We start from the raw sequence: 13,799 nt of genomic DNA on the forward strand, positions 1-13,799 counted from the left end.
GGCACCACCGTGAAGGTGGTGCCGCGATGTGTTCTGGCCCCGTCGTCTAGCGGCCCAGGACGCCGCCCTCTCAAGGCGGTAGCGCCGGTTCGAATCCGGTCGGGGCTACAGGTGTTCACGGCTCGTTCCGCTGCTGCGGAGCGGGCCGTTTCGCTTTCCCGGCCAACTGCCCGCCCCGCCCCCGAGACCGCTGATGCCCGTCGTGGAGATCAGGCCCGTGCGCCGACTCCCCGCAGTGGCCTCGCCGGCTGCGCCATCCACCCGCCACCCCTGTGCGGCACGCGGCGGCGGCGCCGCTAGACTACTGCCGCACCGCCCACAAGGGCTGGTGAATCTGGAAAGTACCTGGCCCCGTCGTCTAGCGGCCCAGGACGCCGCCCTCTCAAGGCGGTAGCGCCGGTTCGAATCCGGTCGGGGCTACCACCCACCGAAGCCCGTCTCGCCCGCCGAGACGGGCTTCCCCCATCTCCCCACCCCGTTCCGCCCCACCCCACCCACCTGCCCAGCTCCGTTGATCATGAAGTTGTTGTCACTCCACCCCGGCGGGTCGTGGCAATGAGTTCATGATCAACGGGGTGGGGTGGGGCGGGACGGGGCGGGGGTGGGTTAGAGGCCGGAGAGTCGTTGGCCGGCTCGGACGACGGCCATGGCGTGGCGTTCGCCGGGGCGGCGGCCGAGGCGTTCGATGGGGCCGGAGATGGAGATGGCGGCGATCACGCGGCCGGTGCGGTCGCGGATGGGCGCGGAGACGCTCGCCACACCGGCTTCGCGTTCGGCGACGCTCTGCGCCCAGCCTCGGCGGCGTACCTCGGCGAGGGTGCGGCCGGTGAACTTGGATCGGGGCAGCAGCGGCATCACCGCCTCGGGCGGCTCCCAGGCGAGCAGGATCTGTGCCGCCGATCCCGCCACCATCGGCAGCACGGACCCCACCGGGACGGTGTCCCGCAGACCGCTGGCGCGTTCCGCGGCGGCCACGCAGATCCGTTCGTCCGCCCGGCGCAGGTAGAGCTGGGCGCTCTCACCTGTGGCGTCCCGCAGGGCGGCCAGCAGTGGCTCGGCCGCGGTCAGCAGCACATCCGGCGCCGCGTTCGCCAGCTCACCCAGGCGTGGGCCGGGACGCCAGCGACCCTGGGTGTCCCGGACCAGCATCCGGTGGATCTCCAGCGCCTGCGCCAACCGGTGCGCGGTGGCCCGGGGCAGCTTGGTGCGTTCAACGAGTTCGGCCAGGCTGGCGCCGTCGACGCAGGCGGCCAGGATGACCACCGCCTTGTCGAGAACGCCGACACCGCTCATACTGTGTCCCACAAGCCGAAATTTACCTCCCAGAATTTAGGATGTCCAGATGGTGGGAGTCACTCCTGAGCCGAGGACCCTGGCCGAGAAGGTCTGGGACGCACACGTCGTCCGGTCCGCCGATGGTGAGCCCGATCTGCTCTTCATCGACCTGCACCTGCTGCACGAGGTGACCAGCCCGCAGGCGTTCGACGGTCTGCGCATGGCCGGCCGCCGGGTGCGGCGTACCGACCTCACGCTGGCGACCGAGGATCACAACACCCCGACCGGGTACGCGGATCCCTCGTTCCAGCAGCGCCGTGGCGACCTGCTCACCATCGCCGACCCCACCTCCCGCACCCAGATCGAGACGCTGCGGCGCAACTGCGCCGAGTTCGGTGTGAAGCTGCACCCGCTGGGCGACGAGAACCAGGGGATCGTGCACGTCATCGGCCCGCAGCTCGGCCTCACCCAGCCCGGCATGACGATCGTCTGTGGCGACTCGCACACGGCCACCCACGGCGCGTTCGGCGCCCTGGCGTTCGGCATCGGCACCAGTGAGGTCGAACACGTGCTGGCCACCCAGACGCTGCCGCAGGCCCGACCGAAGACGATGGCGGTCACCGTCAACGGCCGGCTCGGCCCCGGCGTCACCGCGAAGGACCTGGTGCTCGCCCTGATCGCCAAGGTCGGCACGGGCGGTGGGCGCGGGCACATCGTCGAGTACCGGGGCGAGGCGATCCGGGCGCTGTCCATGGAAGGGCGGATGACGATCGCCAACATGTCGATCGAGTGGGGTGCCAAGGCCGGCATGATCGCGCCGGACGAGACCACCTTCGCGTACCTGAAGGGGCGTCCCAACGCCCCCAGCGGCGCCGACTGGGACGCGGCGCTTGAGTACTGGCGGACGCTGCCCACCGACGAGGGTGCGAGCTTCGACTCCGAGGTGACGCTGGACGCCGCCGAGATCACTCCGTTCGTCACCTGGGGCACCAACCCCGGGCAGGGCGCACCGCTGGCCTCGACCGTGCCGGACCCGGAGGAGTTCGTCACCGAGCCGGAGCGGGCCGCCGCCCGCCGGGCCCTGGCCTACATGGATCTCAGCCCCGGCACCGCGCTGCGTGACCTCTCCGTGGACGTGGTCTTCGTCGGTTCGTGCACCAACGGGCGCCTGGAGGACCTCCGGGCCGCCGCCGACGTGCTGCGTGGCCACCAGGTGGCCGAAGGGGTACGCATGCTCGTGGTGCCCGGATCGGCAGCGGTACGCGAGGCCGCCGAGGCGGAGGGGCTGGACAAGGTCTTCACCGACGCCGGAGCCGAGTGGCGCTTCGCCGGCTGCTCCATGTGCCTGGGCATGAACCCGGACACGCTCTCCCCGGGGCAGCGCGCCGCCTCGACCTCCAACCGGAACTTCGAGGGCCGCCAGGGCCGGGGCGGGCGTACCCACCTGGTCAGCCCGCCAGTGGCCGCCGCCACCGCCGTCGTCGGCCGGCTGGCCGCTCCCGCCGACCTGTAGAAGGGCTGCGACAGATGGACAAGTTCACCGTGCACACCGGTACCGCCCTGCCACTGCGTCGGTCCGACGTGGACACCGACCAGATCATCCCCGCCGTGTACCTCAAGCGGGTGACCCGTACCGGATTCGCCGACGGGCTGTTCAGTGCGTGGCGCGAGGATCCGGGATTCGTGCTCAACGATCAAGATTATTCGGGAGCGTCGATTCTTGTGGCCGGCCCCGAGTTCGGCACCGGGTCATCACGGGAGCACGCCGTGTGGGCGTTGCGCGACTACGGCTTCCGAGTGGTGATCTCGCCGCGCTTCGGTGACATCTTCCGCGGGAACGCACTCAAGGAAGGGCTGCTTCCGGTAGAGCTGGAATTGAAAGCCGTCGAAGAAATCTGGAGCATGGTCGAGGAGGATCCGACTACTCCGATCGTCGTCGACCTGACCGCGCGCGAGGTGCGGGCCGGCGCCGCCACCTGGTCGTTCCCGCTCGATGACTTCAGCCGCTGGCGGCTGATGGAGGGCTTGGACGACATTGGACTCACCCTCCGGCACGAGGACCGGATCGGCGCCTTCGAGGCGGGTCGACCGGCCTTCCTGCCCCGGGTCGCGTAGCCCGATCGCCCCCATCTCCAGCCGATTTCGCCCCCACCGGTGCCACCGGTGGGGGCGAATCCGTTACGACACAAGGGCTTTTTTCCGCCGAATGTTTGTGTCCCGCCAGCACAGGGCATACCGTGCGCGCAGAATGGCTCGCGTCGAGTCAGTTGCACAATCAGGAGGAAGTCGTGAACAAGGCCGAGCTCATCGAGGCGCTCGCCGTTCGCCTGGGGGACCGGAAAACGGCGACGGCCGCGCTCGACGCGGTCCTCGCTGAGGTCCAGGCGGCGGTTACCAAGGGCGAGAAGGTGGCGATCACCGGTTTCGGAGCGTTCGAGAAGCGTGTACGGGGCGCGCGAACAGCCCGCAACCCGCGTACGGGGGAGGCGGTGAAGGTCAAGAAGACCTCGGTGCCGACGTTCCGCCCCGGCGCCGGGTTCAAGGAGATGGTGGCCAGCGGCAAGGTGCCGAAGGCCACGGCTGCGGCGAAGAAGACCGCCGGAGCCACCGCCAAGACCACAGGTGCCAAGGCGACCGCGGCGAAGAAGACGACCGCGGCGAAGAGCACCGCAGCCAAGAAGACCACGGCGAGCAAGACCGCGGCGGCCAAGAAGACCACCGCGACCAAGACGACAGCCAAGGCCGCTCCGGCGAAGAAGACCGCCACGAAGAAGACCGCCACGAAGAAGGCCGCCCCGGCGAAGAAGACCGCCGCGGCGACCAAGGCGACGGCGGCCCGGAAGACCGCGACGGCCAAGAAGGCTCCGGCGAAGAAGGCGCCGGCCAGGAAGGCTGCGGCCCGGCGCTGAGCCGGCCGTACGACGAGGGCGCCCGCCGACCGGCGGGCGCCCTCGCCATGTCCACCCGACTGTCCACCGCCCCGGCTGACAACCGTTGACCGGCACGGGACACGGCCAGCAGAATCGCCGCACCACCCCTCGCCGGAAAGAGAACCGGGTTGAGTCAGCGTCGTCTCGGCACCGCCACCCTGGCCCTGGGGCTCGTCGTCCTGATCGACGTGCTGCGGGTCTTCCTACCGTCGGTCATCACCATCTTCGGGCAGGCCGCGTCGACCCCGGCCGAGCTGCTCGGCGCGTACGCGCTCGGCTGGTTCGTGCTGGCGCTCGCCGCGCCCGTCCTCGTCGCGCGAGTCGGTGCCGACCTCGTCGGCGTGGTCGCGGTGCTGCTGCTCGGCGCCGCCCGGCTCGCCCTCACCGCCGCGCCCGGTGGCCGGGCCCAACTGTGGCTGGCCAGCGCTGCTCTGCTCGCCGGTCTGGTCTGGCTGGCCGCCACCGCCGCCCGGGTCGCGCACCCGGTGCCCGGGCTGGTGCTGGGGCTGACCGCCAACGCGCTGGGACACGCCCTGCTCGGCACGTACGACCTGGTGTGGTGGGGGCGGTGGCCGGCGTGGGTGGCCAGCGTGGCGGTGGTGGCGGCACTGCTGGCCGCCGAGACAACGTTCGGTCGCCGCCGCGACACCACGCAGCGGGTCGACGACGACGCGCCGCCGGCCCGCCTCGGCTGGCTGCTCGTCGGGCCGGCGCTGCTGCTCGGCGGCATGGTGGCGCTGTCACCAGCGGTCGCGAGTACCGCGATGTCCTACTGGTACGGCGAGGCGGGCACCGGCCTGTCGCCGCCCTTCGCGCTGGCCCCACTGGGTGTCGCGGCGCCCCTGTTCCTGCTCGGTGCGCTGCTCCCGGTCCACCGGCGATGGCGGATGCTGCCGCCGGTGCTGCTGCTGTTCGGTGCCCTGCTGTTCGGGTACGGCCCGCCGCCGCTGCTCAGCTTGGCCATGCTGCTCGGCGCGGCAGGGCTGGGCGGCTGCCTCGGTCTGGTCGCTGTCGCCCCGGCGCGGCAGGCCCGCACCGGCCCGGCGTTCGCGGCGGTGGGCGGGATGCTCGGCTTCGCCGTCGCGACGATGGTCTACTACGCCGCCTACGATCTGGGCTACCCCAACCAGTGGGTACCGGCCGTGGTGGCGGCGCTGACCGGGGTCGTCGCGATGCGTGGCGCGACAGTGTCCGGTGGGCTCCGACAATCGCCGCCGGAATCCGCACCGGACCTGCCCCGGTGGCGGCTGGCGGCGCTGGCCGCGATCGTCGCCCTCGCCGCCGCCTGGCTGCACGGGCCCTGGCTGGTGTCGAGCAACCGGACCGGGCCGCCGGAGCGGGTGCGGCTGGTGGCGTACAACATCCGGATGGGGTTCGGCCTCGACGGCCGCTTCGACCTCACCGCCCTGGAACGGGCGGTGGGCCGGGCCGACGTGGTAATGCTCAGCGAGGTGGACCGGGGCTGGCTGCTCAACGGCGGCCACGACACACTGGGCCTGCTCGCCGCGCGGCTGGGGATGCCCTACGTCTTCGCGCCGGCCGCCGACCCGCTGTGGGGGGACGCGGTGCTCAGCCGCTGGCCGGTGCAGCGGGCCCGGACCCGTCCGCTGCCCGCGGTGGGCGCGCCCACCGGGGCACAGGCGCTCGGCGTCACAGTCGACTTCGGTGCCGGCGTACGCCTGGCCGTGGTGAGCACCCACCTGCAACCGCCGCCGGGTGCGGACCCGGTGGTCCAGGCCCGCGCGGTCGCGGACTTCGCCACCGGGTACGCCGACGGCGCGCCGCTCGTGGTGGCCGGTGACTTCAACACCGAGCCCGGCGATCCGGCCTTCACGACCTTCACCAGCGCCGGCCTCGTCGACGCGCTCGCCCCGGCCCGTCCGCTGCCGACCAGCCCGGCGGACGATCCGCGCGAGCAGATCGACCACGTCTTCGTCTCACCCGACCTGGTCGCCACCGATCCGGTCGCGGTGCCGGGCATCGCCAGCGACCACCTGCCGGTCGCCGTCACCCTCACCCTGTCGGGTCTCTGAGGCGGTCGCCGCCTCGCGATCCGGCCGGCAGCCGGTCAGAGGCGGTCGGCGGCGACGAGACGGTCACCGGCGAAGGCGAGCAGCCAGCCACCGCCCTTGTCGGTGGTGTAGTCACCGCACCGTCCGGCCAACCGCTCCAGCGCGCCCGGAATCACCTTGCCCTGGCTGCACACCGCCACCGGCTCCCCGGCGGCGGCCAACGCGGCCAGGCGGGCGGCGGCGGCCAGCACACACTCGTCGGGCTGCTGGCCGGCGCTCGGCTCGTCCAGGTCGCCGCAGACCTCGATCGGCAGGTCCAGCAACGCGGCGGCCGGATCGAGGGTCTGCACGCACCGGCGCGCCGACGCGGAGAGCAGCCGTGCCGGGCGGATCAACCCGATCAGCGGTGCCAACGCCGCTGCCTCGGACCAGCCCCGGGCGTCAAGCGGTCGCCCGGTGTCCGGGCCCGGCCAGGCCAGCCGTTTACCGGCGTGACCGTGCCGCACCAGCATCAGCGCCGCGGTGACCGGCGGCAGCGCCGCGAACGCGGCGAGCACCTCCGCGTCGTGCGGATAGCTGACGAGCGTCATCGCCTCGTCGACGGCCAGCCAACGGACCTCGTCGACCTCGGTGTCCGGCTGGAACCCGCCGGTGCCCACCGCCCGCATCGACCAGTAGTCGACCACCTTGAGCCGGCCTTCGCTGCGGTACCGCACCGACGGCAGCCGCAGCTGCGGTGCGGCCTGCGCGTCGGCCTCCTCGGCGACCTCCCGGGCGGCGGCGAGCAGCGGATGCTCGCCCGGCTCCAGCTTGCCCTTCGGCAGCGTCCAGTCCCCGTACCGGGGCCGGTGCACCAGGCACACCTCGACGTCGTCGGCACCCGCCGGTCGCCACACCACGCCGCCGGCCGCCCGGATCTCGGTCACGCCAGCCACCGGGTCCGGCGTCGTCGACTGGCTCGCCGCCAGGCGTAGGGAAAGTCGGCCCGGGCCCGACGCACGGCCGCCCGCTCACGTTCCAGCAGCCGGCCAGCGGCCACCGCCAACTGGTGATCGTCGGGCCGGGCCTCGGCCACCGTCCGCCAGGTCTCGGCGGCCACCGCCGCGTCCTGGTGCTCGCCGAGCAGGTTCTGCACCTTCGCCAACGCCCGGGCCAGCTTCGCCGCGTCCCCACCCAGCACCGGGGCGACCGCGGTCACCGCCGACCGGGCCTGCTTGCCCTGCTTGCGTACGGTGTGCCACTGCTCGTCGGGACCGGCCGGATGCAGCGTCGCGACGCCGCCCGGCTTCTTCGCCGTGCCGGCCAGCCGTCGCCAGGGGCGGGCCACGAGACGCGGCAGCACCCGCCGGGCCGGCGCGTCCGCGCGGGGCGTGAGTCGCGGTGCCCGGGCCGCCAGTACCAGCGCGTCGACAAGGGCGAGATACCGAGGGGAGCGCAGTGCCTCGTCGACCCCGGACAGCGCCGCCTCCTGCCAACCGGCGAGTACGGCGTCCAGCCGGTCGACAGCCGCCGGATCCACCGGGCTGACCGGATCGGCGGCGGCGGTGCGCCGTAGGCGTTCCCGCAGCACCTCGGCGTCCCGGGCCGCCCCCAGGGCGTCCGCCAGCCACTTCAGCTCGGTCCGCAGCGGCCGGGACCACGCGGGGCGGACAAGTGGGCCGAAGGTCTTCAGATCGCTGCGCAACCGTCGGCAGGCCACCCGCATCTGGTGCACGGCGGTGTCGTCGTCGCCCGCCGGTGCGCGCAGCCGGACCAGCGGATCGTGCGCCAGCAGCCGACCCACCTCGCGGCGTACCGCCTCGGTGACCACCGCCGCGGCACTCGGGTCGGCCGGCAGCTCGTCCGCAGCGACCAGGTCCAGTTCGGCGGTGGCAGCCCGGCCGAGCGCGCGTACGTGCTTGGGCGTGAAGTCGCCACCCTGGGCACCGGCGTCGCGCAGCAGCTCGGTGAGCCGGTCGAGCAGTGCGCCGTCACCGGCCTTGCGTTCCACCTCCACCTCGCGGAAGGCACCGGTGGCGGTGCCCTCCGCGTCGAGCACTGTGACCTGGTCGTCGACCACCTCGGCCAGCACCCGGCCGGCGGCGTCGACGATCTCCTGGGCGTGCCGGACGGTACGCACCACCGCCGCCGGAGCCAGCACGGCACCACGGTGGAAGACGGTGACCAGCTCGACAAGTTCGGCAGGCATCGCGTCGGCGGTGCCCGCGCGGGAGATCTCGTTGCGGACGCCGGGGCTGCCGGTCGGCAGTTTCACAGTCCACGGCACCTCGTCACCCTCGCGGTACCGCAGCGAGACGCCCGCCCGGGCCAGCCGCAGGTCCACCGTGTCGTGGTAGGTGGCGACGAGGGTCACCGGCGGCAGCGCCCGGACGCTCCCCGAGGCCGGCACGGCGGGGGAGAGGTCGGGCAGCAGCCACCCGGCCGGCACCGTGAACTTCCGTTCCTCCTCGACCATCTGCTCAGCCTATTCCCGCCCGCTCAACCGGCCGTGCTGCCGACGCGTCGCAGCAGCAGGTGCTGGAGATGGGTAAGCGGTGCCTCCGGCCGGCCGGTACGGCGGGTCCAGGTGCCGTCGCCGGCCAGCTCGAACGCGTCCACGTCCGGGCTCATCGCGGCACCGAGCACATGGTCCAGCTCGGCCCGGGCCACCGGGTCGGTGACCTGGACCAGCGCCTCCACCCGCCGGTCGAGGTTGCGGTGCATCAGGTCGGCGGAGCCGATCCAGAACTCGGCGTCGCCGTTGTTGCCGAAGCGGAACACCCGGGAGTGCTCCAGGAAACGGCCGAGGATGGAGTGCACCCGGATGTTCTCCGACAGCCCGGGCACCCCCGGCCGGAGCGTGCACATCCCCCGGATGATCAGATCGACGTGTACGCCGGCCTGGGAGGCCCGGTACAGCGCGTCGGTGATCTCCTCGTCGACAAGCGAGTTCACCTTGAACTGGACCAGCCCCGGCATGCCCAGTCGGACGTGGTTGATCTCCCGTTCGATCCGTTCGATGAGGCCGCTGCGGATGCCCTGCGGTGCCACCAGCAGCCGCCGGTACGCGGTCTGCCGGCTGTACCCGGTCAGCACGTTGAACAGGTCGGTCAGGTCGGCACCGATCTCCGGGTCGGCGGTGAGCATGCCGAAATCCTCGTAGAGCCGGGCGGTCTTCGGGTGGTAGTTGCCGGTGCCGATGTGGCAGTAGCGACGGATCTGGTTGCCCTCCTGGCGTACCACCAGGGCGGTCTTGCAGTGGGTCTTGAGCCCGACCAGGCCGTAGACCACGTGGCAGCCGGCCCGTTCCAGGGTACGGGCCCAGCCGATGTTCGCCACCTCGTCGAAGCGGGCCTTCAACTCGACGAGCACCACCACCTGCTTGCCGGCGGCTGCGGCGTCGACGAGCGCGTCCACGATCGGCGAGTCACCGCTGGTGCGGTAGAGCGTCTGCTTGATGGCCAGCACGTTCGGGTCGGCGGCGGCCTGCTCGATGAACCGCTGCACGCTTGTCGCGAAGGAGTGGTAAGGGTGGTGCACCAGGACGTCGCCGTCGCGCAGGGTGGCGAAGACGCTGCGCGGCACCTCGCCCTCGGCGAGCCGGGGGTGGGTGGCCGGAACGAACGGCGGGTCCTTCAGGTCGGGTCGGTCGGCCTCGCCGTAGAGCTGCCACAGCGCAGAGAGATCCAGCAGGCCACGGACCCGAAGCACGTCCTGGGTGTCCATGTCCAGTTCCCGGACGAGCAGTTCCAGCATGTGGTCGGAGATGGAGGCGGCCACCTCCAGCCGTACCGGCGGGCCGAAACGTCGGCGGGCCAGTTCCCGCTCCAACGCCTGGAGCAGATCCTCGTCCCGGTCCTCGTCGACCTCGACCTCGGCGTTGCGGGTGACCCGGAACAGGTGGCACTCGACCACCTGCATGCCGGAGAAGAGCTGGCCGAGGTGAACGGAGATGAGGTCTTCGACGGGCAGCATCCGGACCCCGGGCTGGTCCCGGTCGACCCGGACGAACCGGGGCACGTTGTTGGGCACCTTGACCCGGGCGAACAGCTCCGGCCCGCCGTCCGGATCGCGCACCGCGACGGCCAGGTTGAGGGATCGGCCCGAGATGTACGGGAACGGATGGGCCGGGTCGACAGCCAACGGAGTGAGCACCGGGAAGATCTTCTCGCGGAAGTAGGTGCGCAACCGTTCCCGCTCGGCGTCACCGAGATCGGACCAGCGCAGCACCCGGATGTCCTCGGCGGCGAGCTTCGGCAGCAGGTCGTCGACGTAGCAGGCGGCCTGCCGGGCCACCAGGGCGGCGGCCTTCTCCGAGATCAGCGCCAGCTGGGTGCGCAGCGGCAGCCCGTCGCCACCGCGCACGGGTAGCCCGGCGGAGAGCCGGCGTTGCAGCCCGGCCACCCGCACCATGTAGAACTCGTCGAGGTTGCTGGCGAAGATGGCCAGGAACTTGGCCCGTTCCAGCAGCGGGGTGCGTGGGTCCTCGGCCAGGGCGAGCACCCTGGCGTTGAAGTCGAGCCAGGACAGCTCTCGGTTGAGGAACCGGTCCTCGGGCAGCGCGTGGACGAGTGCCGGTTCGTCGGCGGGCTGCGGCAGGCCCGGAGTCGAGACCGGGTCCAGCACCTCCTCCAGGCCGGCCGAGGCGGCTGCCGCGTCGCTGTCCGGGACGGTGTCGGGGGTCGAGCTGCTGCTGCGGAACCGCCCGTCGGTCCCCCGGGGGCGACCTCCGTTGCGGCTGGTGGTGTCGTCGGTGGCGGCGGGGCTGGCGGGACGTTCGCGAGGGGTGCTCACCCGCCCATAATCACCCGAACTCGGTTAACGCAAAATGAACTTGCGGCGGGTTGTCAGGACATCGTCGGCAGCGTCACGCGTACGACGTCGCCGGAGGCGTCGGTCTCCACGCGTACCCGCTGGCCGAGGCGGAGCAGACGCAACCCGGAGGCGTCGAACGCGCGGGCCGGGAAGGACAGCTCGGTGCCGTCGTCCAGCAGCAGCAGCCCGCTGCGGGTGGCCGCGTCGAAGGTCGCCACAGTGCCCTGCATGCCAGCACCGTACCGAACCCACGGGCGCGGTGCGTGAACGCCCGTGCCGTCAGGTCGAGAAGGACTCGATGAGACAGCCGGTGGTGAGCGCCGTGGTGCGCGGGCCGAGTCCGAGCCGCGCCGCGGCGGCCAGGTCGTCGGGGGTGTCCACGTCGCGCCGCAGGCTGGGCCAGTCGCCGGTGAGCGGCTGGGCGCCGCTGGCCGCGTGCGCGGCGGCCGAGTCGGGTCCGAAGCGTGGGTGCAGGGGTACGCCGGGCGGGGCCGCCAGCAGCACCGTGCCGGTGCCCGGGGCGTCGGCCACGAACCGGCGTACCCCCGGTGACCCGGTCAGTGCGGTGTGCAGGGCCGCCGCCAGCTCAGCCGGCCGCAGGGCGGGCAGGTCGGCGGTGAGCCCGGCCACCCAACCGGCGACCTCCGCCGCGCCGTGCCGGAACGCGGCGTTGAGTCCGGCGTCCGCGACGTCCGGCAGGACCCGGGCACCCGCACACCGGGCCGTTTCGGCGACCCGGGCGTCGTTGGTGACCACCAGCACCTCGGCCACCTCCGGGCAGGCCCGCACCGCCGCCAGGGTGTCGACGGCGAGCGCCAGGGCCAGGTCCTGATGGGGTACGCCCGGCAGCCCGCCACGCAGCCGGGTCTTCGCGGCTGCCAGGCGTTTGACCGGCACCACCACCGTCCAGGGCTGCGTCACACCTGTCATCCTGCCAGCCGGGCGGCGGTACCCTCACTGGCCGTACCCGGGGCGAGCAGGCATGATTTCGGCTGCGGACCTCACCGGGCTTCTCCGGTGGGCGGGTCGGGGCGGGTACGAGGAGGCACGGTGGGTCGGCGGAGGCTGGGATTCTGGCAATGGTTCGCCGTGGTGCTGGTGAAGCCGGTGATGACCGTCTGGACCCGGCGTACCTGGCGGGGCCTGGAGCATCTGGGCCAGGACGGTCCGGTGATCATCGTGCCGAACCACATTTCGCACGCCGATCCGTTGGTCTCCGCGCACTTCGTCTACGACGCCGGGCGGTGGCCGCAGTTCCTCGGCAAGGCGAGCGTGTTCAAGGTTCCGGTGATCGGCTGGATCCTGCACCGGTGCCGGCAGATCCCCGTGGAGCGGGGGTCGGTCGACGCGGTGAAGTCGCTGGACGCCCTGGTCCGGGCGCTCGATGAGGGTGGCGCCGTGATCATCTACCCGGAGGGCACCACCAGCCGGGAGCCCGACCTGTGGCCGATGAAGGGTAAGACCGGCGCGGCCCGGCTGGCGCTGGCCACCGGTGCTCCGGTGGTGCCGCTGGCGATGTGGGGACCGCAGCGGATCTTCGACCCGCGTCGTGCCCGGATCAACCTGCGGCCCCGGATCCCGGTGACCGTGGTGGCGGGGCCGCCGATCGACCTGAGCCGCTGGGCCGGCGCCGCTCCGAGCCGTCAGGTGCTGGAGGAGATGACCGACGTGATCATGCTGCGGTTGCGGGACATGCTCGTCGACATCCGGGGCGGGACAGCACCGCCGCTCTGGCAGCGCACCACCCGCCCGCAGCCCGACCGCCAGCACCCGGAGGCGGCGGCGTGACCGGACAGGTGGCCGTGCTGGGAGCGGGGTCGTGGGGTACGGCGTTCGCGAAGATCCTCGCCGACGCCGGCCGGGACGTGACGCTCTGGGCACGGCGACAGCCGATCGCCGACGTGATCCGCGCCGAACGGCGTAATCCGGAGTACCTGCCCGGCGTGGTCCTGCCGGAGCGGGTCACCGCCACCGGCGATCCCGTCGAGGCGATCAAGGGCGCCGAGATGGTGGTGCTGGCGGTGCCGTCGCAGACCCTGCGGGGCAACCTCGCCGAGTGGGTGGAGCACCTGCATCCCGAGGCGACCCTGGTGTCGCTGATGAAGGGCATCGAGCTCGGCACCACCAAGCGGATGAGCGAGGTGATCGTCGAGACCGCCAAGGTCGCGGCGGACCGGGTGGTGGTGGTCTCCGGGCCCAACCTGGCACCGGAGATCGCCGCGGAGCAGCCGGCGGCCACCGTGGTCGCCTGCACCGACTCTGACCGGGCGACGCTGGTGCAGCGGTCGATCACCACGCCCTACTTCCGCCCGTACACGAACGACGACGTGATCGGCTGTGAGCTGGGCGGGGCGGTCAAGAACGTGATCGCGTTGGCGTACGGCATCGCCACCGCGATGGGCTTCGGCCACAACACCCGGGCGATGCTTGTCACCCGTGGGCTGGCCGAGACCGCCCGGCTCGGGGTGGCCCTCGGCGCGGACCCGCTCACCTTCGCCGGGCTGGCCGGGATGGGTGACCTGGTCGCGTCCTGCTCGTCGCCGTCGGCGCGCAACCGTACGTTCGGCGAGCACCTCGGTCGGGGCGCCACCCTGGAGGAGGCGCGGGTGGCCACCCGGCAGACCGCCGAGGGGGTCAAGAGCGCGCTGGCGATCCGGGATCTGGCCCGGGCGCACGGGGTGGAGATGCCGATCACCGAGCAGGTCGAGCTGGTCTGCCACGAGGGGGTGGACCCGCGCCTGGCGGTCCAGGCCCTGATGAGCCGCACCACGAAGCCGGAGTGAGCAGC

At 72.4% G+C, this 13,799-nt stretch carries 12 protein-coding genes and 2 tRNA genes; 8 read left to right on the top strand and 6 right to left on the bottom strand.

Annotated features, from left to right (window positions below; all coding sequences use genetic code 11):
• Positions 1-35: 35 nt before the first annotated feature.
• Together Van01_RS01585 and Van01_RS01590 are read left to right on the top strand one after the other, a co-directional pair.
• Positions 36-108 (top strand) — tRNA-Glu (locus tag Van01_RS01585).
• 239 nt (positions 109-347) lie between these two features.
• Positions 348-423, top strand: a tRNA-Glu gene (locus tag Van01_RS01590).
• Positions 424-606: 183 nt separating this feature from the next.
• Here the strand turns inward: Van01_RS01590 and Van01_RS01595 are convergent.
• Positions 607-1,293, bottom strand: coding sequence for an IclR family transcriptional regulator (locus Van01_RS01595; RefSeq protein WP_091084913.1), 687 nt, complete (start codon positions 1,291-1,293; stop codon positions 607-609).
• Between the two features lie 49 nt (positions 1,294-1,342).
• Between Van01_RS01595 and leuC the strand changes: the two genes are divergently transcribed.
• From leuC to Van01_RS01615, 4 genes are all read left to right on the top strand, one after another.
• The gene (gene leuC, locus Van01_RS01600) at positions 1,343-2,788 is read left to right on the top strand and encodes a 3-isopropylmalate dehydratase large subunit (RefSeq protein ID WP_203998266.1); all 1,446 of its coding nucleotides are present in this window, start codon (positions 1,343-1,345) and stop codon (positions 2,786-2,788) included.
• 14 nt (positions 2,789-2,802) lie between these two features.
• Positions 2,803-3,390, top strand: a complete 588-nt coding sequence (gene leuD / locus Van01_RS01605) for a 3-isopropylmalate dehydratase small subunit (RefSeq protein ID WP_203998269.1) — start codon at positions 2,803-2,805, stop codon at positions 3,388-3,390.
• Positions 3,391-3,563: 173 nt separating this feature from the next.
• Positions 3,564-4,184: an HU family DNA-binding protein gene (locus Van01_RS01610; RefSeq protein WP_203998272.1), complete on the top strand. Its 621-nt coding sequence runs from the start codon at positions 3,564-3,566 to the stop codon at positions 4,182-4,184.
• A gap of 149 nt (positions 4,185-4,333) precedes the next feature.
• Positions 4,334-6,238 carry an endonuclease/exonuclease/phosphatase family protein gene (locus tag Van01_RS01615; protein WP_203998275.1) on the top strand — a complete coding sequence of 635 codons (1,905 nt, stop codon included), beginning with the start codon at positions 4,334-4,336 and terminating at the stop codon, positions 6,236-6,238.
• A gap of 35 nt (positions 6,239-6,273) precedes the next feature.
• On the opposite strand, the gene Van01_RS01620 is transcribed toward Van01_RS01615, so the two are convergent.
• The 5 genes from Van01_RS01620 to cofC are packed head-to-tail and all read right to left on the bottom strand — an operon-like array spanning position 6,274 to position 11,932.
• Complete coding sequence (locus Van01_RS01620; RefSeq protein ID WP_203998278.1) at positions 6,274-7,152, bottom strand: NUDIX hydrolase; 879 nt, start codon at positions 7,150-7,152, stop codon at positions 6,274-6,276.
• Positions 7,140-8,672 carry a CYTH and CHAD domain-containing protein gene (locus Van01_RS01625; protein WP_203998281.1) on the bottom strand — a complete coding sequence of 511 codons (1,533 nt, stop codon included), beginning with the start codon at positions 8,670-8,672 and terminating at the stop codon, positions 7,140-7,142. The genes Van01_RS01620 and Van01_RS01625 overlap by 13 nt, the downstream gene beginning before the upstream one ends.
• A gap of 23 nt (positions 8,673-8,695) precedes the next feature.
• Entirely contained in the window at positions 8,696-10,990 is a 2,295-nt protein-coding gene (locus tag Van01_RS01630) for an RNA degradosome polyphosphate kinase (protein WP_203998283.1), read from the bottom strand.
• Between the two features lie 53 nt (positions 10,991-11,043).
• The gene (locus Van01_RS01635; protein WP_099847193.1) at positions 11,044-11,241 is read right to left on the bottom strand and encodes a cold-shock protein; all 198 of its coding nucleotides are present in this window, start codon (positions 11,239-11,241) and stop codon (positions 11,044-11,046) included.
• A 49-nt stretch (positions 11,242-11,290) separates the two neighbouring features.
• Positions 11,291-11,932: a 2-phospho-L-lactate guanylyltransferase gene (gene cofC / locus Van01_RS01640; RefSeq protein ID WP_203998287.1), complete on the bottom strand. Its 642-nt coding sequence runs from the start codon at positions 11,930-11,932 to the stop codon at positions 11,291-11,293.
• A gap of 129 nt (positions 11,933-12,061) precedes the next feature.
• Between cofC and Van01_RS01645 the strand changes: the two genes are divergently transcribed.
• Both Van01_RS01645 and Van01_RS01650 read left to right on the top strand, forming a co-directional pair.
• Positions 12,062-12,799, top strand: a complete 738-nt coding sequence (locus Van01_RS01645; RefSeq protein WP_203998290.1) for a lysophospholipid acyltransferase family protein — start codon at positions 12,062-12,064, stop codon at positions 12,797-12,799.
• Complete coding sequence (locus Van01_RS01650) at positions 12,796-13,794, top strand: NAD(P)H-dependent glycerol-3-phosphate dehydrogenase (RefSeq protein ID WP_203998305.1); 999 nt, start codon at positions 12,796-12,798, stop codon at positions 13,792-13,794. Before Van01_RS01645 ends, Van01_RS01650 begins: the two co-directional genes overlap by 4 nt.
• The last annotated feature ends 5 nt before the right edge of the window (positions 13,795-13,799 follow it).

This window comes from Micromonospora andamanensis (assembly GCF_016863495.1).
Lineage (GTDB): Bacteria > Actinomycetota > Actinomycetes > Mycobacteriales > Micromonosporaceae > Micromonospora > Micromonospora andamanensis.

Excerpts from the sequence above, each read along its gene's own strand:
- Van01_RS01635 (WP_099847193.1), bottom strand. The coding sequence starts at position 11,241 with ATGCAGGGCACTGTGGCGACCTTCGACGCGGCCACCCGCAGCGGGCTG.
- Van01_RS01625 (WP_203998281.1), bottom strand. The coding sequence starts at position 8,672 with ATGGTCGAGGAGGAACGGAAGTTCACGGTGCCGGCCGGGTGGCTGCTG.
- leuD (WP_203998269.1), top strand. The coding sequence starts at position 2,803 with ATGGACAAGTTCACCGTGCACACCGGTACCGCCCTGCCACTGCGTCGG.
- leuC (WP_203998266.1), top strand. The coding sequence starts at position 1,343 with ATGGTGGGAGTCACTCCTGAGCCGAGGACCCTGGCCGAGAAGGTCTGG.
- Van01_RS01595 (WP_091084913.1), bottom strand. The coding sequence starts at position 1,293 with ATGAGCGGTGTCGGCGTTCTCGACAAGGCGGTGGTCATCCTGGCCGCC.